At 66.8% G+C, this 18,571-nt stretch carries 20 protein-coding genes and 3 pseudogenes; 18 read left to right on the top strand and 5 right to left on the bottom strand.

The genetic code is table 11. From position 1 onward, the window contains the following. The 3 genes and pseudogenes from AWC14_RS25660 to AWC14_RS30285 form a co-directional block, all read left to right on the top strand. Positions 1-1,013, top strand: a 1,013-nt coding sequence (locus AWC14_RS25660) for a C40 family peptidase (RefSeq protein WP_211282315.1), incomplete at its 5' end; no start/stop codon positions are given. A 7-nt stretch (positions 1,014-1,020) separates the two neighbouring features. Next, a pseudogene (locus AWC14_RS30280) lies at positions 1,021-1,737 on the top strand (BadF/BadG/BcrA/BcrD ATPase family protein); the annotation flags it as partial. A gap of 87 nt (positions 1,738-1,824) precedes the next feature. Then, positions 1,825-2,727 (top strand): N-acetylmuramic acid 6-phosphate etherase, encoded by a 903-nt coding sequence (locus AWC14_RS30285; protein WP_045377557.1) that lies wholly within the window; start codon positions 1,825-1,827, stop codon positions 2,725-2,727. A 401-nt stretch (positions 2,728-3,128) separates the two neighbouring features. Here AWC14_RS30285 and AWC14_RS25675 read toward each other — a convergent pair whose 3' ends face one another. Then, a complete protein-coding gene (locus tag AWC14_RS25675) occupies positions 3,129-3,422 on the bottom strand; it encodes a hypothetical protein (RefSeq protein ID WP_142281844.1) in 294 nt (97 codons plus the stop codon). A gap of 155 nt (positions 3,423-3,577) precedes the next feature. Continuing rightward, the gene (locus tag AWC14_RS25680) at positions 3,578-4,729 is read right to left on the bottom strand and encodes an FIST signal transduction protein (protein WP_045377534.1); all 1,152 of its coding nucleotides are present in this window, start codon (positions 4,727-4,729) and stop codon (positions 3,578-3,580) included. A 62-nt stretch (positions 4,730-4,791) separates the two neighbouring features. On the opposite strand from AWC14_RS25680, the gene AWC14_RS25685 reads away from it, so the two are divergent. The 7 genes from AWC14_RS25685 to AWC14_RS25715 all read left to right on the top strand — a co-directional run bounded on the left by AWC14_RS25685 (position 4,792) and on the right by AWC14_RS25715 (position 9,911). Beyond that, a complete protein-coding gene (locus tag AWC14_RS25685; protein WP_045377531.1) occupies positions 4,792-5,034 on the top strand; it encodes a type II toxin-antitoxin system Phd/YefM family antitoxin in 243 nt (80 codons plus the stop codon). Positions 5,035-5,037: 3 nt separating this feature from the next. Continuing rightward, positions 5,038-5,466: a PIN domain-containing protein gene (locus tag AWC14_RS25690; RefSeq protein WP_045377528.1), complete on the top strand. Its 429-nt coding sequence runs from the start codon at positions 5,038-5,040 to the stop codon at positions 5,464-5,466. Positions 5,467-5,471: 5 nt separating this feature from the next. After that, the gene (locus AWC14_RS25695) at positions 5,472-7,148 is read left to right on the top strand and encodes a patatin-like phospholipase family protein (protein WP_045377525.1); all 1,677 of its coding nucleotides are present in this window, start codon (positions 5,472-5,474) and stop codon (positions 7,146-7,148) included. Further along, positions 7,145-8,539, top strand: a complete 1,395-nt coding sequence (locus AWC14_RS25700; RefSeq protein ID WP_045377523.1) for a serine hydrolase domain-containing protein — start codon at positions 7,145-7,147, stop codon at positions 8,537-8,539. Before AWC14_RS25695 ends, AWC14_RS25700 begins: the two co-directional genes overlap by 4 nt. A gap of 257 nt (positions 8,540-8,796) precedes the next feature. Beyond that, positions 8,797-9,129, top strand: coding sequence for a type II toxin-antitoxin system RelE/ParE family toxin (locus tag AWC14_RS25705; RefSeq protein WP_045377520.1), 333 nt, complete (start codon positions 8,797-8,799; stop codon positions 9,127-9,129). Next, positions 9,122-9,475, top strand: a complete 354-nt coding sequence (locus tag AWC14_RS29865; RefSeq protein ID WP_069601542.1) for a helix-turn-helix domain-containing protein — start codon at positions 9,122-9,124, stop codon at positions 9,473-9,475. Before AWC14_RS25705 ends, AWC14_RS29865 begins: the two co-directional genes overlap by 8 nt. A 205-nt stretch (positions 9,476-9,680) precedes the next feature. Then, complete coding sequence (locus AWC14_RS25715) at positions 9,681-9,911, top strand: PIN domain-containing protein (protein WP_052425558.1); 231 nt, start codon at positions 9,681-9,683, stop codon at positions 9,909-9,911. 33 nt (positions 9,912-9,944) lie between these two features. Here AWC14_RS25715 and AWC14_RS25720 read toward each other — a convergent pair. Further along, a pseudogene (locus AWC14_RS25720) lies at positions 9,945-12,431 on the bottom strand (SEC-C metal-binding domain-containing protein). Between AWC14_RS25720 and AWC14_RS29870 the strand changes: the two are divergent. Genes AWC14_RS29870 through AWC14_RS25745 form a run of 5 tightly spaced genes read left to right on the top strand, consistent with a single transcriptional unit; the run spans position 12,419 to position 14,943 of the window. After that, positions 12,419-13,573 (top strand): hypothetical protein, encoded by a 1,155-nt coding sequence (locus AWC14_RS29870; protein ID WP_235215872.1) that lies wholly within the window; start codon positions 12,419-12,421, stop codon positions 13,571-13,573. The pseudogene AWC14_RS25720 and the gene AWC14_RS29870 sit on opposite strands and share 13 nt — an antisense overlap. A gap of 57 nt (positions 13,574-13,630) precedes the next feature. Beyond that, complete coding sequence (locus AWC14_RS25730) at positions 13,631-13,858, top strand: hypothetical protein (RefSeq protein WP_045377546.1); 228 nt, start codon at positions 13,631-13,633, stop codon at positions 13,856-13,858. Next, the gene (locus tag AWC14_RS25735; RefSeq protein WP_045377517.1) at positions 13,855-14,256 is read left to right on the top strand and encodes a TA system VapC family ribonuclease toxin; all 402 of its coding nucleotides are present in this window, start codon (positions 13,855-13,857) and stop codon (positions 14,254-14,256) included. The genes AWC14_RS25730 and AWC14_RS25735 overlap by 4 nt, the downstream gene beginning before the upstream one ends. A 46-nt stretch (positions 14,257-14,302) precedes the next feature. Then, a complete protein-coding gene (locus AWC14_RS25740; RefSeq protein WP_045377514.1) occupies positions 14,303-14,548 on the top strand; it encodes a type II toxin-antitoxin system VapB family antitoxin in 246 nt (81 codons plus the stop codon). Beyond that, positions 14,545-14,943, top strand: a complete 399-nt coding sequence (locus tag AWC14_RS25745; RefSeq protein WP_045377511.1) for a type II toxin-antitoxin system VapC family toxin — start codon at positions 14,545-14,547, stop codon at positions 14,941-14,943. The genes AWC14_RS25740 and AWC14_RS25745 overlap by 4 nt, the downstream gene beginning before the upstream one ends. Positions 14,944-14,963: 20 nt before the next feature. On the opposite strand, the gene AWC14_RS25750 is transcribed toward AWC14_RS25745, so the two are convergent. Then, positions 14,964-15,674 (bottom strand): TVP38/TMEM64 family protein, encoded by a 711-nt coding sequence (locus tag AWC14_RS25750; RefSeq protein WP_045377509.1) that lies wholly within the window; start codon positions 15,672-15,674, stop codon positions 14,964-14,966. A gap of 44 nt (positions 15,675-15,718) precedes the next feature. On the opposite strand from AWC14_RS25750, the gene AWC14_RS25755 reads away from it, so the two are divergent. After that, complete coding sequence (locus tag AWC14_RS25755; protein WP_045377507.1) at positions 15,719-16,660, top strand: class I SAM-dependent methyltransferase; 942 nt, start codon at positions 15,719-15,721, stop codon at positions 16,658-16,660. On the opposite strand, the gene AWC14_RS25760 is transcribed toward AWC14_RS25755, so the two are convergent. Next, entirely contained in the window at positions 16,657-17,496 is an 840-nt protein-coding gene (locus AWC14_RS25760; protein ID WP_045377505.1) for an NYN domain-containing protein, read from the bottom strand. The genes AWC14_RS25755 and AWC14_RS25760 overlap by 4 nt on opposite strands. Before the next feature lie 149 nt (positions 17,497-17,645). Here AWC14_RS25760 and AWC14_RS25765 point away from each other — a divergent pair. Together AWC14_RS25765 and AWC14_RS25770 are read left to right on the top strand one after the other, a co-directional pair. Continuing rightward, a pseudogene (locus tag AWC14_RS25765) lies at positions 17,646-17,899 on the top strand (VOC family protein). Beyond that, entirely contained in the window at positions 17,896-18,477 is a 582-nt protein-coding gene (locus tag AWC14_RS25770) for a TIGR03086 family metal-binding protein (protein WP_045377502.1), read from the top strand. The pseudogene AWC14_RS25765 and the gene AWC14_RS25770 overlap by 4 nt, the downstream one beginning before the upstream one ends. Positions 18,478-18,571 lie beyond the last annotated feature (94 nt).

Genomic DNA, 18,571 nt, shown 5'->3' on the forward strand with positions numbered 1-18,571 from the left:
GTATTGTCCCAGTTCAGGAGGCATTTTCGTGGTTCCCACGCCGATCACCAACGACCGACCGTCCACGGATTCAGGCTTATGTCGCCGTTTCGGTGGCCACGGTGTGGACCACGCCGCAGAGCCCGCGCCCAGTCGACCATCCCGCCCTGACGAATCCGGTCGATATTCGCGGCTGGCTGTCCGCGATGACGCGCGCGCAGCAGGAAGCCCTCACGTCGGACAATCTCACCCAAACGCAGGCCCTCTTCGGCGACCGCGTCTTTGTGGTGGGGGAGCAGGGCGACTGGGACGAGGTACGGGTCTCCGGCCAGCCCACACGGAAGGATCCCCAGGGCTATCCCGGCTGGATTCCCAAGGCCCAGTTGACCACCGACCCGAGCTACGGCGCACTGACGGAGCATGCTCCCTTCGCCCTGGCCGATCGCGGCATCACCACTTGGCTGTACCGCGACTCCGGACTCTCCGATCGCGACCTCGAGATCAGCACCAACACCAGGCTTCCCGTCCTGAGCCGCACCGACAAGGCCGTTCAGGTGGCCACCCCCGATCGCGGCCCGAAGTGGCTCGATGCCCGATCGGTGGCGGTCTACGAAAAGCCCACGGACACACCGCATCCCGCCGGAGCCGATCTGGTCCGGTACGCCGCCACGCTCGTCAACGTCCCCTACCTGTGGGGCGGCCGTGCCGGATTCGGGTTCGACTGCTCCGGTTTTACCTCCACCATCTACCAGGTGCACGGCATCACCCTGCCGCGCGATGCCGGCCCGCAGGCCACCGACAGCCGGGGCCGCGCGATCGACAAATCCTCGTTGCAACCCGGTGATCTGCTCTTCTACTCGCACGGCAGCAGGGACCCCAACAACCCCGCCGCGATCTACCACGTGGCCATGTATTCCGGGAACGGCGAGCTGATCGAGGCATTCGACAAGACGACACCGGTGCGCATCACCCCGGTCCGGCTGGACGCCGACTACTGGGGCGCGCGCCGCTACCTCGACCCACCGCGGCGATAGGGGTGTGGTGATCCTCGCCGTCGACCTCGGCAAGACGTCCTGCCGGGCCGCAGCAGCCGGCCGACGGGCCGAGGGCGCGGGCGCGCCGGGGCTCGCGACGCCCGGCGGCGTGTGGGCCGCGCACGCGGCGATCCGGGCCGTCGCGCGCGATCTCGGGGCGGTCGACGAGGTGATCGTGGGCGCCGCCGGGGCGCTGGCGGCGCCGGATGCGGCGCGCGCGCTCGGCGATGCGCTGCTGAAATCACTCCGCGCGCAACGCGTTGCGGTGACCAGCGACGCCGTGCTCGCCCACGCGGGCGCGCTGAACGGCCAGCCAGGTGTCGTGCTGATTGTGGGCACCGGTGTGGTGGCGCTCGCGATCGGCGCGGACGGCGCGCTGCGGACCGCCGACGGCTGGGGCCCGTGGCTGGGCGATGAGGGCGGCGGCGCGTGGATCGGCGCCGCCGGGCTGCGCGCAGCACTACGCGCCCACGACGGCCGCGGCCCGTCCACCACACTGCTCGACGCCGCCCGCGCCCGCTTCGGCGCGCCGAACACCTGGCCCGCGCAACTCACCGATGCCGCCGCGTTGGCGTCCTTCGCGCCCGACGTCCTCGCCGCCGAAGACCCGGCTGCACGGGCGATCGTCAGCGCCGCCGCCGAGGCGCTCGCCGCGACCGGCCGCGCAGCCGGGGACGGCCCGGTAGCGATGGTCGGCGGCCTTGCAGGGGTGCAGGCGCTGCGCGAGCATCTCGACCTTGTCCCGGCCGCCGGCGACGCGCTCGACGGCGCGCTGCGGCTAGGGGCGATCCACGAGCCCCACATCATCCGCGTGCAGGCGGCCCCGAAAGCCGTTGTTCCACAAGGACTTGACGCGCTCGCCACCGAGGCGGTGCGGCCGGGCCTGGACGACCTCGACGCGCGGCCTATCGGCGAGGTCGTCGCGCTGCTCGTCGCCGCCGAGGGCGAGGCGCACCACGCGGTGGCGGCGGCGGTCCCGCGGATCGCGGCGGCGGCCGAAGGGATCGCCGCACGGCTGGAGCGCGGTGGCCGCCTGATCTACGCCGGTGCCGGAACGTCCGGGCGGCTCGGCGTGCTGGACGCGGCCGAGTGCGGGCCCACGTTCGACACCGACCTCGTGCGCGGGGTGATCGCCGGCGGGCCGGCGGCGCTGACACAGGCGATCGAGGGTGCCGAAGACGCCTTCGACGCAAAGGATTTCGCCGACCTGAGCGCCGCCGACGCGCTCGTCGGGATCACGGCGTCGGGCCGCACGCCGTATGTGCTTGGAGCACTCGAGCACGCACGCGCGGTGGGAGCGCTGACCGTCGCGATCGTCAACAATCTCGGCAGCGAGGCCTCTGCCGACGTCGTGATCGAATTGCTCACCGGCCCTGAGGTTCTCGCTGGATCAACCCGGTTGACTGCGGGAACCGCCCAGAAGGTCGTGCTCAACACGCTGTCGACGAGCGTGATGATCGCGCTCGGTAAGGCCTACGGACCTCGGATGGTCGACGTGCGCCCGACCAGCGCGAAGCTGCGCCGACGCGCGGTGCGCATCGTCCGCGACGCGGCCAGCGTCGACGAAAAGACCGCTGCCGCAGCGCTTGCCGCCGCGGGAGGCCACGCCAAGACCGCGATCGTCGCGCTGCTCGCGGGCGTCGACGCGGCCGAGGCCGCCGTCCGGCTCGAGCGGGCACACGGACGCGTGCGCGACGCGATCACAAAGCGGTAACCGTTCTGGCGATTTCCAGCGCGAGCGGGCGTGATCGATTACGTCGGCTTACTGCATGGGCCGCAGCGTCTCTCGGATCGTCGAACGCAATGAGTCAGCGCGAGCCCAAGTGAATCGTTGGACGATTCCTTCGTCGATATCCGGAAGCCGCGAATGCGCAAGATGGTTGCGCAGGTCGCACAGGTTTGCCCAGAGCCGATTGGCCCTAATGGACCTCTCGGTTGCCGTGGCGTAGGCCAGCGCTTCATTACCGACGGCGATCCATAAGCGATGCAGCACCCATCGATAGTGAGCTTCGGCTGCGTAGCGAGCCGGGTCGCCTGTGTCACGAAGTGAAATGATCTCCGTGAGGAGCGCGTCGAGCTCGAGTAACGCATGGAGATCTGGCCGGTGGTCGGCGTTCACAGAGGCGCGGCAGACTGCAGGTCTGGACTCACGTTTTCATTCGCAAGAGCGCCTGCGGAAAACAGAACGATTTCGCCGCCCACGAGGTCGGTCGCGGCCCTTTGGAACTCGAACATATCGAAGAGATCATGGCCATTATCGACCCGCCCAATCAGTCTGCCCGCGGATGCAAACGCCAGTTCAGTGATCCCATATCCCCCCGCCAATTCTGTTAACTCGGCAGCATGCGACCGCACCTGCACCTCGGTCGCTGGCGGCAGGTGTGGCGGTTCAGCAACAGCCTGACTCATCGATCTAGATTCTAATTGGGCTGATCAGCCTTTGTATTGCCAGGAAGCAGGTTTTCCACAAGCTGGTGTGCAATCGACACCGCCAGCAGTACACCGCTCTTGTTGCCCTGAGAAGCGGGTTCACACCAACACCAGGTTGGCCCAGCCGCTGCGGCTCATTCGACAAACAGCGCCATCGATGCCGTAAACCCGTGCAGCGCGTTGCGGCCCGCGATCGGGCCGATCTCCCCGGCGGCGAAGAAACCAGCCAGCGGAATCCCGCCAAGCAAGTCGGAGATCGTCGACGCATCGTGATCGGCGATCCCGAACATCCGTCGCCCCCGCGCATTACACGTGAACAACAGCGCGCCTACCGGACGCCCGGGCAGCTCCGCGGCAGCCCGCTCCACCGTCAGCCGCAAATCTTTGTCCGCCCCAGCCGCGTCGCGGACCTGGAACTGCACCGTCGCGCCCACCTCGACTATCTCGCCGATCTGGATCGCCCCCGTCGAGGGATCCGCGCCGAGCAACCCGCGAATCATGAAGTCCCCCTGGCCCGGAGCCGCCAGATGCTCGTCGACCACGATCCCCACCTGCAGGCCGCGGCTGACCAGTTCCTGCTCGTCGGCCGGCAGCCCCGCGACGATCTCCCGCAGGCGCACCAGCGGCGGTCGGCCGCCCAGCTCGGTGATCAGCGTGCCGTCCGCGCCGGTGACGATGTAGGGGAAGCCGATCGGCCGGCAACCCTGCGACACGATCGGCACACACTGCACGCCGGACAGCCGCACACCAACCAGACCGGAGCTGAGCACCTCGTGGTCGCGGAACAGCCGGGTGTCGCCGCGTCCGCGCCCACCGCTGACCAGCCCGCCCACGACCGTCGTTCCCGGCAGATCGGCATTGAGATGATCGACGAGCAGGTCCGCGGGGAACGTGTAGGGATCCGGCAGCAGCAGGTGTACATCGTGCGCGGTGCGGTCGAACCGGTAACCCGTGATCAGAGCACCCGTGTCGGTGCGCACGAAGTCCAGATGAAACGTCTCGGCCGCCAGCCCGGACGCCAGCCACACCGCCACCGCGGGCTCGTGCTCGATCTCGCGGCGGCCGGCGATGATCGCCTGCGCGACGCACCCGATCAGCGCGGGCGCCTCGGCCACCTCCTGCACCGTCTTGAGGACGTCCACCGCCTGGTCGGTGTGTGATCGCGATCCGAACAGCACGGCCAGCGACGGCGCCGCACCGGCGAGCTCGTCGCGCGCCTGCGCTGCAGCCTCCACCGCGGCCTGTCGTGCGTCGGCGGCGGTGGAAACGCCTACTCCGATCCGCACCCTTCCATGATGCGCCGCGCGGGGTCACCACGCTCCGGTAGCAGTTCTGCTACCATGGCCCTGTGGCGACCATTCCACAGAAGGAACTCCGCAACAACGTCGGCGAGGTGCTGCGCCGCGCAGAAGCCGGCGAGGAGATCACGATCACGGTTGCGGGCCGGCCGGTGGCGCAGCTCGGCCCGGCCATGCCGAGGCGATGGGTCAGCGGGCCGGCGTTGCGCGCGGTCTGGCGCGGCCCAGCCTCGAAAACCCTTGGCGCAGACCTTGAGCGGTTTCCCGCTTCGATCGTCGACCCGTCCGAGTAGCGGATGCGCGCAGTCCTAGACACCTCTGTGCTTATCGGAGAAGAACCGCCATCGCACATCGAGGCCGCGATCAGCGTCGCCTCGATAGCCGAACTGCATTTCGGTGTGCTCGTCGCCGGCGACGACGATGAACGGGCGGTTCGAACCCAGCGGCTGGGCGCAATCGAATCCGCGTTTGACCCGCTGCCGATCACGGTCGAGATCGCCCGAGAATGGGGTCGGCTGTCAGCTGCTGTCAGTAACCGAGGGGGCCAGCCGCGCCGGCGCCCAATCGACCTCGTAATCGCTGCCACCGCAAACATTTACGGCGTGCCACTGCTCACTCACCACACCGGCGACTTCCAGATCATTGGTGATCTCGTCGACGTTCGCCATCCATCGGAGGTCCAGGCGCCCGACCCGGGCGCGAATCCGCCCCGCCGACCAAACTGACGCTCATGCAGATCCCGTTCGCCGACGCGATGCTCGGCCGCCTCGGCCGCCGCGAAGCCGCGCTCGAGGCCGTCGAGGAGATTGAGGACGAGGCCGTCGACTCCGATGTCGCCGAGCTGCCACCGGCCGAGCCGGCCCTGCTGCTGCAGAAGATGGAAAACCGGCTCGTCCGTCACCACCTCGCGAACCCCGACGTCTTGAGCAGCGAGGAGCTGCGCAAGCTGCGCTACATCCTCAACTTCGCCCGGCTCGCCGACTTCGAACCCGGCGCCGCCGGACCGGGCGGCAGCCGCGGGCGCGGGGACATCTCGGTCGGCGCCGAAATCGCGCCGTGGCGCTCCCGAGTCGCCGACGCCCTGTTCGGACCGCTGCGCGAGGAGCCGGATCCCATCGCCGCGCTACAGGCGGCGCGAGAGGCCCTGGCGGTTCTGGCCGCCGACCAGGACGACCAGCGGAGCGTGCTTCTCGAGCGCCACGGCAACGACTTTTCCGCCGCAGAACTGGACGCCGAGGTCGGCTACAAAAAGCTCGTCACCGTCCTCGGCGGCGGCGGGGGAGCGGGCTTCGTCTACATCGGCGGCATGGAGCGGATGCTGGAGGCCGGCCACGTGCCCGACTACCTGATCGGCTCGTCGATCGGGTCCATCCTGGGCAGTCTGGTCAGCCGGGAGTTGCCGGTGCCGATCGAGGATTACATCGCCTGGGCGAAGACGGTGTCGTATCGGGCCATCCTCGGACCCGAGCGGCTGCGCCGCCGCCACGGGCTGGCGGGCATGTTCGCACTGCGCTTCGACCGGTTCGCGCACGCCATGTTGACCCGCGAGGACGGCCAACGAATGCGTATGTCCGAGTTGGCAATTCCGTTCGACATCGTGATCGCCGGCGTGCGCAAGCAGCCCTACTCGGCGTTGCCGTCACGGTTTCGCCGTCCCGAACTGGCGGCGCTGCAGATGCGGGCGATTCCGTTTCGCCCGATCGGAATCGGCGCGCAGGTGGGCGCGCGGATGTGGCAGGTGGCCGCCTTCATCGACTTGCGCGTGGTCAAACCGATCGTCATCGGCGGCGACGACCCGGCCCGTGACTTCGACGTGGTCGACGCGGCGTCCTTCTCGTCGGCCATTCCCGGTGTGCTGCACCACGAAACGAGCGACCCGCGGATGATCCCTCTGCTCGACGAGCTCTGCGAAGAAAAGGACGTCGCGGCTCTGGTCGACGGCGGTACGGCGAGTAACGTCCCGGTCGAACTGGCGTGGAAGCGCGTCCGCGACGGCAGACTGGGCACCCGCAATGCGTGCTATTTGGCTTTCGATTGCTTTCACCCGCAATGGGATCCGCGGCACCTGTGGCTGGTGCCGATCACCCAGGCGGTCCAGCTGCAGATGATGCGCAACCTGCCCTATGCCGATCATCTCGTCCGCTTCGGGCCGACGCTGTCGCCGGCCAACCTGGCGCCGTCGGTCGCGGCCATCGACCGTGCAAGCCGATGGGGCCGCAGGAGTGTCGAGAAGGCACTCCCGGTGACGTCGGCGCTGTTGGAGCCGACGTGGTGGGAGGGAGACGGCCCGCCGGTCGCCAAGGCCGCGACGCGCGCGAAGTCGGTGGCGTCGCCGATGAGCGCGGTGATGGCCGCAATGCAGGTTCCGACGAGTCGCTTTGCGCGGTGGCGAAACCGGTTGACATGAAGCTGCCGAAGGCTATTGCCGTTGCGACCGTTGTACTTACGCTGGCTGCCGCCGGTTGTGCAGCGCACAAAGCTGTACGCCGCAGCGCGCCGGCAACGCCGGCCGGCACCCCTGACTTCGCAGCGGTTTCCAAGCTGATGACCGATGCGATTGCAGCAGAGCGGCTGCCAGGTGCCGTGGTTGCGATCGGGCACGACGGCAAGGTCGTCTTCCATAAGGCTTTTGGCTCTCGCACGCTTGCCGGCGAACCGATGACCGAGGACACGATCTTCGACCTGGCGTCGTTGACAAAGTGCCTCGCAACGGCGACCGCGGTCATGCAGCTGTACGAACAAGGCAAGGTTGCATTCGACGATCCCGTGCAGAATTATCTGCCCGGCTTCAACACGACGAACGACCCGCAGCGCGCAAAGGTGACCGTGCGCATGCTGCTCACGAACACCTCCGGCGAAGCGATAGATGTCAACCTGCACGACCCGTGGGGACTCGGCCGAGCCGACAAAGCCGAAGGTATTCACCGCGCGCTCACCACGCCGCTGCAGTCGGGCCCCGGCGAGGTCTTCCGCTACTCCGACATCAACTACATACTGCTTGGTGCACTGCTCGAGAAGGTCACCGGCGAGGCAGAAGACGTCTACGTTCAGCGCAATGTCTTTGCGCCGCTTGGCATGACGGAAACCGGCTATCTACCGCCGGCCAAAGCATGCGGTCCGCACACGGTAAGAGGAGCGGCGATTGTCTGGGCCCCCGGGCCACAAGGGCGCTGTCCCGCCGGTACGTGGAGCACGAGTCTTTTGTCACGCATCGCACCGACTGCCATTGACGAGGAAAGCCGAGACGACCCGGTCAAGAATCCCGACTATGGTCACCTGCTTCGCGGCACGGTGCATGACCCGACGGCGCGCCGCATGGGAGGAGTGGCCGGGAATGCCGGCGTGTTCTCGACGGCGCACGACGTTGGCATCTACGCACAGGCCGTGCTTGACCGGCTCGCGGGCCGCCCGAGCGAATTCCCGCTGAAGCAAGCGACATTGGAGTTGATGACGACCCCGCAGCAGCCCGGCCACACCCCTGAACAAGTCGAGGCGGCGAACGACGCCGCCCGCCAAGTCGGCGCTCCGAAATATCCTGCGATCACGGGACAGAACCTGTTCGGCTTCGGCTGGGACATCGACACGCCTTTTTCCAAGCCGCGAGGCACGATCTTTCCCATCGGAAGTTTCGGCAACACAGGCTTTACCGGAACCTCGCTGTGGATGGACCCCGGCTCGGATACCTATGTCATCCTGCTCGCGAACTCAATCCTGATCCGAGGCAGTTCACCGATCTCGGATGTGCGCGGTGAAGTGGCGACGGCGGCAGCGCAGGTCTTGCACCTGTACGGCAGCTGACACGCCGGTGATGGCTGCGATGCAGGTTCCGACGAGTCGCGTTGCGCGTTGGCGAAGCCGGTTGACGTGCGGCGGACCTCAGCGGGTCGCGTCAAATTCTGGCGGACCTACTTCTGTCAGTGGCTGGCGCTTAGATGCAGTCATGGCCGTCGAGGTTGTAATGCAGATACTTCGTACGAGGCGAGTTCGTCTCAAGCCAGGTGTGTCGCCAACCCGGCCGGTGTTCCGCCTGGCGTCTATATCGGTTCTGATATAACATGGACATCGATCTGAAGCCCATCAGATGGCTGGGCACGACGCACGACGACATCCGCGAGCAACGTCCTGCCGTGCGATACGAGTTCGGCCAGCAGCTGCTGCGGGTGCAGATGGGCCTGATGCCCAACAACTACAAACCGATGAGCGCCGTGGGCTCGGGTGCATACGAGGTGCGAGTGCAAGATGCCGGGGGTATTGCGCGCCTGATGTACGTCGCGAAGTTCCATGACGCGATTTATGTACTTCACGTCTTCACGAAGAAGTCGCAGAAGACATCGAAGAGCGACATCGCTCTCGCCAGGAAACGCTATCGAGAGGCAAAACATGGCTGACAGCGTGTTCTACGACCTCGCCGAAACCCCCGAGGAGGCGGCCAACCTCACCGCGCGCGGCCTGTTGATGATCGCCATCGAGCAGCGAATCCGAGAAGAAGGATGGACGCAGACCGAAGCTGCCGCGCGTCTTCATGTCACCCAGCCCCGAATCTCCGATCTGCTGAACGGGAAAATCGGCAAGTTCAGTCTTGACGCGCTTGTCAACATGCTCGCACCAGTTGGGCTGACATTCGTTGTCCGACCGGTCGGCCGACCAGCGGTGCGGGCGGCGAAGAAGGTCAGGGGAGTCGCCCGGAACCGTTCAGCCAAGGCCACGTCGCGCAAAGCGCTGAGCAGGCGCTGACGACGACGCCCCCGGCGTCGACGCAATCACTTCTGCCACACGAATCTCTCGGCCGGCCGGTGCGCAATTTGCCCGCCTCACAGCGACAACTCAACGCACACAACGGATTGTCGCTGTGAGGCGGGCAATTTGCATAGTGGTCCCGGGCCGTGACTATTGAGACTGGTGTGACGCGTACGCAGGATCCCGCTGCCAAGCCGACCGTGTGGAGCGACATCTGCGCGCCTTCCCGATCCTTCGCCTGGCGGACCTCGATGATTTCCTACTGGCGGCCAAGCTGTATCGCGCGGCGCGCCGTGCCGGCGTGACGATTCGCAAAACACTCGACTATCTGATCGCCGCACCCTGTGTGCGTACCGGTGCCCCGCTGTCGCACGCCGACCAGGGCTTCGACCACCTTGCCAGCTGTACATCGCTTCGAATCTGGGCGGGCTGAGGGCGGCGGGATTTCGGGCTGAAAAGCCTGACGCTACAGCCCCAGAGCGGCGCGCAACCGGTCGACGTCCATACCCCCACGGGCCGCTGCGTCGGACGGGAAGCTGTCCAGCAGCTTGACCAGGTCACCGCGCCGCGTCGGGTCATCGGCGGCCTGCCGCGGCGTGTGGCCGTCGAGCGCCCGCAGCGGTTGATCGAGCCACTAGACCTCGTAGCCGCGGATGAATTCCTCAAGGGCCGCAGCGACTTTGGCGTCGTCGGGATCGAGGTCGTCCTCGTCGGTGAGATCGAACTCCTCGGCCAGCTCGGCGGCGTCACGCGCGTCGCGCACCGGACGGCGGAAATCGTCGAGCACCTTCATCTCGGGATCCAGACGTGCCAGCGTGGCCAGAACGCGATCCATGCGCCTTTCGCTGCTGGTCGCTACCTCCAGCGTGCTGCCCTCGAGACTCAACGAGGCCCGAAGCCGCTGCATGCCTTCGACTTCCACGTGCTCGAACCACTGCGGCTCGTCGTCGTCGACGCGATCGTAGGTGTCGTCCAGCGCCGCCTGCATCCGGTCCGGATCGCTGACGCGCACGGTGGCCTCGCAGATGGCCAGCGGATCGCCCTCGGCGTTGATCAGCGTGGCCGGTGCGAACCGGCGGCTCAGCTCCGCCACCAACGTCGCCGGGTCGGGTTCGGTGTCGAGCAGGTCGATCATCCGGTCACGCTCATGCAGCGCAACGGGTTCCAGCCCGCCGAAGAACTGCATGGTGTCGTCCCCGACGGGTACCGGGCGTGCGCAGGTCAGCTGCCCGGGCTTCAGCTGGCGGCTGGCCGTGCGCTCCTGCACCTCCTGGGTGTCGCCGGTACGCACGTCGCGCAGCGTTACGTTGAGGCCCGGTTGCACCCGTTCGACCTCGAACACCGACCGCTCCGCCAGCAGCCACTGCTCGGCGAGCAGCCGCTCGTCGTCGGGCAGCAGCGATCCGCGCACCTCCAGGAAATCCTCGAACGCGCCGCCCTCGAACAGCACCGCGTCCATCACAAGCGGGTCGTCCATTGTCGCCCGCACGGCCTCGAGGTCACCGTCGACGTAGCGGCAACGTTCGTACGACACCTCGGCCAGCAGATCGCCCCAGCCGCTCAGCGCATGCTGGATCGCCTTCGCGTACAGCCAGCGCACCCGCTGGGGGAGCGGCAGCTGCTCGCGGCCCAAATGGCATTTCTTGTACTTGCGCCCAGAACCGCACCAGCACAACTCATTTCGGCCGACATCGCTGCGCGGCTCGGCCCGGTGCTGCTCCAGCAGTTCCACCAGGGGGTCGTCCGGGTCGGCGCCGGCTCGGCGCAACAACGCCAAACCCCGCTCGGCGTCGCCGCGATCGGAGGCGATGCGCGCCAGATCGAACAACGGCAGCGGCCAATCCGGATCCATCGACTCCGCTGCCAAGAACTCGCGTTCGGCCGCCTCGACGTCGCCGATGCGCTCCAGCGCCACCGCGCGCAGCCAGCGGCACGCCACCCGCGCCGGTCGCGGCACCGTGGGCTCCAGCAGTTCAGCGAGCATGCCCAGCGCGGCGGCCCCGTCGTCGTACATGTCGACGGTCTCGGTCACCAACAGCTCAGCCAGCTGAGGATCGGCAAGCACGGCGCCGATCTCGCCAACCGATGCGGGCAACTCAGGTGACTGCTCCGCATCGAGCAGCTGCGCTATTCCTTGATACAGCTCGATCAGTGTGTACAGCGCGGCCGCGTCATCGATGTCGAGGTCGTGAAGCTTGGCCAGCATTTCGCAGCGCTGCTCGAAACGCCAACGGTCGAAATCGAATCCGGCCACTGCCACGCAATCCAGGCTGCGTGCCAGACCATAGTCGTCGATGATCTCGGACAGCGGTGGCAGCGGCTCGGCGAACCAAGCCGGGTCTTCCGCGCACATAGTCCATACCGCCGCGTTGAGGTAGGTGGGCTCGTCGGCGTCGAGCATCGCGACCAGTCGCTCGCCCACCGGGGAACTGGCGGTCTCGCTGATACGCTCGACCGCGAGTCCCTGCTCGGTCAGCCGCACGCTGACCAGATCCCCTTCGGTCACGCCCAACCCCGCCAGCGTGCCCGGGGCCAACAGCAGGGCACCGCCCTCGGTGATCGCCTCGTCCGGGATGCCGCGCTCCTCGAGCAGCTCGTCGTCGTAGTCGGGCATTACGACTCGTGCTGGCGACCCGTCGGCGAACCGCTGCTCGTACTCGCACAGTGTGGTGATCGGCTCCAGATCCGGGCAGACGTTGAGAATGTCGTGGGCCAACTCGTCTGCGCTCAGCCGGTGGGTGAGCACCCGCCCGGGCAGCACCGTCGGCAGCCACACCCATCGCTCGTCGACCAATTGTCTTGCCGGGAACTCGATTTCGAGTTGAGGCTGCTGGAGTACGGCATCCGGGTCGGCGACCCCGCGCTCGCGCAGCCGTCGTGCGATGTCGTCCTGGGGTAGTGGGCCGTGTTCGGTCAGAATTCCCGCGAGTGTTTCGCCGGATGCATCAGCCACGCCGACCACCCTATTCCGCGAGTGGCTCAACGGCGAGATCCGAAACGAACCCACTTGTGGATCGAGGCTGCATTCGTGTCGGACCCCTGGAGGACACTCCTCATAGTGGGCGCGACCTCGAAGGTCACGCCAGCCGGAATTTGGGGGGCGACATGGGTAACAGGGCGAACTTCGTCATTGTCAAAGATCAGGATTGGCAGCTCTACTACTCGCACTGGGCGGGCTGCAGGATACTCGATGCGCTGATCGGCGGGCCGGACCTGGCGCTGCGGTACGCGCAGTCGCTGCGGAAATGCACCAAAATTGAGTGGGCCGATCCGATCTGGGCCGACGGCGGCGCGGTGGTGGATCTCGATCGCCGCCGGGTGCTGTTCTTCGGCGACGAATTTATGGTGGAGATGGCCGAGCGCCGCGCCATGATGAATGTGCTGGCCAGGGTGTGGCGCGGCTACGCAATTTGCTGGGCGTACGACGGAACCACCGAACTTGCGGAATACGTGGGAGCCGAGTTGCCGCCTCACTCTTGGGACAAGCAGCCCAAACTTCGGCTGTCCCGCGACCGAAATGCGTTGTGCCATCTTGTTTCCGTGATCAACGACGCGGGAGAAATTCGGATGTGGCCGCTGTGGTGGCACCTCAGTAAGGCATGGCATGGGCCCGCGTTGCTGGACAAGCTGCCCGGCCGTGGTGTTCGTCGCCTGACCCTCGGCAAGATTCCGGAAGGCGGCGTCCATATCGACGTTCCTCGGAAAACGTTGGGAGCCTGGCAAACCGCCGACACGATGGGCTTTTTCCAAGCGCTGCCGAACCTATGGCGTGGGTGGCAGACAGAGCGTTGGGACGATCGGTTCGAGGAACAAGCCTTGCGATGCAAGGGCGCCCTGCGGCTACCCGAAGTCGACTTGGCCGCCGGCATCGACAGCGCCCAGACGTGGATCCACAGCAGGGTGTTCCAAAGCTTCGCCGACAGTCCGCCAGGGCACATCGCCCAACTGGCGAACATCCTGGCACCTCTGGTCCCGGGCCTCGCGGTCAGCGACGATGCGCTCGCCGACCGTGGGGTCCGTCCAACGGCGGCCGAGTGGGCCCGCTTCATCGACGCGTGCAGCTGGGTACGAACCGGCCAGGCTGCATCGGCCTGAGGCGGGGCAGCGGCGTCTGCATCTGCGCATCATGATGCAACGATGCTAGAATTGGGTGTGCGTACGACCATTGACCTCCCGGATGACCTGCATAAGCAGGCGCTCGCGATCGCACGCGACACTCACCGCACGTTGAGCGAAACTGTCGCCGACCTCATCCGACGGGGCTTGAGCGCCGGCAGCACGGCTGCGGTCTCCATAGACTCCAGAACCGGCCTACCGCTGGTGAGCGTCGGGACCGTGGTGACCTCTGAAGACGTGCGCGCATTGGAGGATGAGGAATGACGGCGCTGCTCGACGCGAATGTTCTCATCGCGCTGGTCGTTACCGAGCATGTTCATCATGACGCCGCCGCGGAATGGCTATCGGCATCGAACACAGAATTTGCGACGTGTCCGATCACGCAAGGAAGTCTCGTCCGATTCCTGCTGCGGACCGGACAATCGACCTCCACTGCGCGCGATGTCGTCAGCGCAATCGGGAAGGCTGATCGCCACGAGTTTTGGCCTGACAGTGTCTCTTTCGCCGATGTAGAGCTCAGTGGGGTGGTCGGCCACCGCCAGGTAACAGATGCGTACCTTGCTGAGCTCGCACGAGGCCGCAACGGGCAGCTGGCGACTCTCGATAGCGGCCTCGCCCACCTGCACAGCGATGTCGCGGTGCTGATTCCTACCGCAATCTGATGCCAGTCGATCGGCGGTACCATAGACAAGGTAGAAAGGTACCAGCGTGGCGTTGAACATCAAAGATCCGTCGGTCCACGAAGCCGTCAAGGAGATCGCGAAAATCACCGGTGAGTCCCAGGCGCAGGCCGTGGCAACCGCCGTGAACGAGCGTCTCGCCAGATTGCAGAGAGACGATCTCGCGGCCCGGCTTCTGGCTGTTGGCCGCAAGACTGCGAGTCGGATGAGTCCAGATGCGAAGCGGCTTGACCACGCCGACCTCCTCTACGACGAGCGAGGGCTTCCAGCTTGATCGTGGACACGTCAGCAATCATCGCGATCCTCAGGGATGAGGATGACGCCGCTCTCTATGCCCAGGTCATCGCTGGTGCCAACGTCCGAAGGCTTTCCGCGGCAAGCTATCTCGAGTGCGGGATGGTCCTAGATGCCCAGCGCGACCCGATCGTTAGCAGGGGGCTCGACGACCTTCTCCAGGAAGCCGAGTTTGTCATTGAGCCTGTGACGGAGCGTCAGGCGCGGCTGGCTCGCCAAGCTTACGCAGATTTCGGCAAGGGCAGCGGCCACCCTGCCGGATTGAACTTCGGTGATTGCCTGTCATACGCGTTGGCACTCGACCTTCGCGAGCCGCTGCTTTGGAAGGGCGATGACTTTGGGCATACGGGGATTGAATCCGCGTTGAAGGGATGAGGGCGCGACGGAGAGCGCTCTCAGCGCGCCTCGCTGTCTGAAACTCCGCTGTCCCCGGCGGAGCGGGCGTGTGCCCGCCATTTTCGGTATCCGCGGTGTGCAGCGAACGCGCCGACGACGGCCGTCACGCACCACACCGCAATCGCAGCGTAGGCCAGCGGCGCGGACCGATCCGCGATCGAGGCGCCCAGCGACGTGTAAACGAACGCACGCGGCACCGAACCGATAAACGCCCCAACGGCCATCTGCCACAACGGAACTCCGAACGCCCCGAATGCATAGGCGGCCAGCGCGTCCGATATGCCAGGTATGAAGCGCTGACCCACGACCGCCCACAGTCCGCCACGTTCGATCAGCGCGTCGACGCGGTCCGCGCGCTGCGCACCCAGCAGCGCCCGCGCGCTGTCGCGGCCCGCCCGACGGCCCACGAGGCTCGCGACGATCGCGGTGCCCACCGTCGCACCCAGCGTCACGAAGATCCCCAGCAGCGGACCGAACAGCAGCCCGCTGCCGGCGGCCAGCATTGGGCCCGGCACGAACACCGCGCCGAGGACCGCGGACGCCACGGCATAGGTCAGCGGCGCCGCCGGCCCCGTCGCCGCGACCACGCGCCGCACCTCGTCGACGTCAACGACGTGCCTGACCGCTACCAGGTAGAACATCACCAGCAGGAAGGTGGCGAACGCGGCGAGCCGCAGGATGTGCCGTCGTCGCGAGGCGATGTTGCTCATGGTGACCGCGATTGTCCCGCACGTGCCTGACGTAGGGTCGAGGCGTGGCGAGAACCGACGACGACACCTGGGAGATCACCGAGAGCGTGGGTGCGACGGCGCTCGGCGTGGCCGCCGCACGCGCGGCGGAAACCGAGAGCGACAATCCGCTGATCAGCGATCCGTTCGCACGGGTGTTCCTCGACACCGTCGGCGACGGCGTGTGGAACTGGTACGAGGCCCCCGAGCTGCCCCGCGAAGTCGTCGAAGCCGAACCCGAGTTGCCCGCGCGGATGCGGTCGCTGGTCGACTACTTCGCTTCGCGGACAGCTTTTTTCGACAGCTTCTTCCTCGACGCCACGGCGGCGGGCATCCGTCAGGCGGTGATCCTGGCCGCGGGCCTGGACGCGCGGTCCTGGCGGCTGCCGTGGCCCGACGGCACGACGGTTTACGAACTCGACCAGCACCGGGTGCTGGGGTTCAAGTCGTCGACGCTGGCCCGGCACGGCGCGGAACCGACGTGCAACCGGGTCGAAGTGGCGGTGGATCTGCGCCACGACTGGCCAACGGCGTTGCTGCAGGCGGGATTTGACGCGACGGCTCCGAGCGCCTGGTCGGTCGAGGGACTGCTGATGTACTTGCCTGCCGCCGCCCAAGATCTGCTGTTCGCCCGCGTCCAAGAGCTCGCCGCCCCCGGCAGCCGGATCGGCGTCGAGGCGCTTGCACCCAACTTTGCCGACCCCGATGCCCTCGCGCAGCGCCGTGAGCGTATGGAGCGGGTCCAGGCGTTGATGGCCAAGGCGGATCCGCAGCGTCAGGTCCCGCGCAGCGACCAGCTGTGGTACTTCGAAGAGCGCGAAGACGTCGGCGAGTGGTTGCGCCGCCACGGCTGGGACGTCACGGTGACACCGGCCGACGAGCTGATGGCGCGCTACGGCCGCGAACCCGCCAAGGACGACGAGCAGTCCGCCCCCTGGAATCGGTTCGTGTCGGCGCGGCGGGTCTAACGCAGTCGCACCATCCGCGTCGTCGAACTCTCGTCGAGCTCAACCAGATCCGAGCGGGAACGCAGAAAGTCGCTGAAAGACTTGAATCCCAGTGACTTTTCGCTGAACGACGGGTCCATCCGCTTCATCTGCGCCTTGACCGCGGAGTTGTGCAACCATTCGGCGTCGTCTTTTTCCATGCCGATGCGCAGCGCGCGGGTCAGCAGACCGGTGGCGGCGGCCTGCGGGTCGGGCGGCAGCGGCTCCTCGGCGTCCTTGGCGCGTCGCTTGGGCGCCGGCACCGGCTCGGGTACCGGCACCCCGGGCAGCGCGTCGTAGGTGACAAACTCGTCGCAGGCGGCCGCCAGCGCCCGGCTCGACGACCCGGCCACTCCGACCCCAACCACGTAGCGGCCCAACCGCTTACAGCGCTGCGCCAACGGAATGTAGTCGGAGTCGCCGGCCACGATTACCACATGGGTCAGGTCGGGCAGGCGGAACATGTCCTCGACCGCGTCGACGGCCAGCCGGATGTCGGCGGCATTCTTGCCATAGGCGGCCGCCGGGAACAGCTGCACCAGGTCGACCGCGCGGCCCACCAACTGCTCGCGGTAACCGGTGTTGACCTCCGCCGACCAGTCCGCGTATGCGCGGGTCAGCACCAGCGTGCCGAACGACGACGCGAAGTCGATGATGGCCCCCACGTCGACCGTGGCCCGCGCCAGCCGATCCTTGTCGAGGCCCTTGGCCTTGTCCTTCTGAAACGAGTTGCGGCCGTTGACCTGGTCGTAGCGGGAAATCACGATGTTGTCGAAGTCGAGGTAGACCGCAACACGGTCGGCACCGGGATCTGTCATGAGCCCAGTCTGTCAGCGGCCGGCGGCGGTCGTCGGCAAACCGGCAGGCCCGAAGACGCGGCGACACTTAAATGGTTGCGACGACACGCCGATGGGCTTCGCAATGAGTTGAGTTTCGATGCGGTGGAGTGACTCAGTCGCAGGAATCAATGAGCGACTACGAAGTCAAGATGGTGATCTTGTCCACCGACGACCTGGATGAGTCGATCCGGTTCTACACCGAGACCCTGGACAGGTCGTCGTCGGCATCAAGACCGCGGACCCCGACGGCGCCGCGAAAGCGATCGATGCCAGCGGCGGCGGCATCGTGAAGGGCCTTTACGACGACGCGCACGAACGCCGCGCCGTGGTCTACGACAACAAGGGCAACGGTCTGGTCTTCTACAAGCCGCTGGGCCGGTGAACGCCGACGCGGCCACGCAGGTCGGCGCGCGTGCCACCGAGGCGCTCGGTTTGCTGATCGACGCGGTAGAGCAGATTCCTTCCGAAAGTTGGGATCTGCCATCCAATCTCGAAGGCTGGAGTATTCGGGACCTGGTGGGCCATGTCACCGGCAGCGCGACGAAGGTTGTGACGCTGGTGGAGGGTGGCGACATTTGGCAACGGCCTTCCGAGCCGGATGACTGGAAATGCGACGACCCGGCCGGGCGGCTTCGCGAGCTCGCCGCCCGGTTAGACGGCGCCCTGCCCGGTGCGGACCTGGACGCGACGCGGCCGTCGCCGCAGGGTGATGTCCCGTTGCACCGGGCGCTGGCCTATCCCGCGGCCGATCTGGCCCTGCATACCTGGGATCTGTACCGCTCACGACAGCAGGCGTTCGAGCTCCCTGACGACCTGCTGGGGTTCTGCCGTCAGTTGGTGGAGTTGGTGCCCGACGACATGCTGCGGCGACCGGGCGGGTTCGGGCCAGCCCGAGCGGTGCCCGAAGGCGCGACGCCCACTGCCCGGCTGATGGCCTTTCTCGGGCGCTCGGTTGATTAGCAGCCGGATGTGCTCTAGCGCTTCATCATTCGGGTGACTACCGATGCGTGCCCATGCTCGGCTGCTTTCAGCCCGCCGGCCGACAGTCGCAGGA

The sequence above is a fragment of the Mycobacterium kyorinense genome, assembly GCF_002101735.1.
GTDB lineage: Bacteria > Actinomycetota > Actinomycetes > Mycobacteriales > Mycobacteriaceae > Mycobacterium > Mycobacterium kyorinense.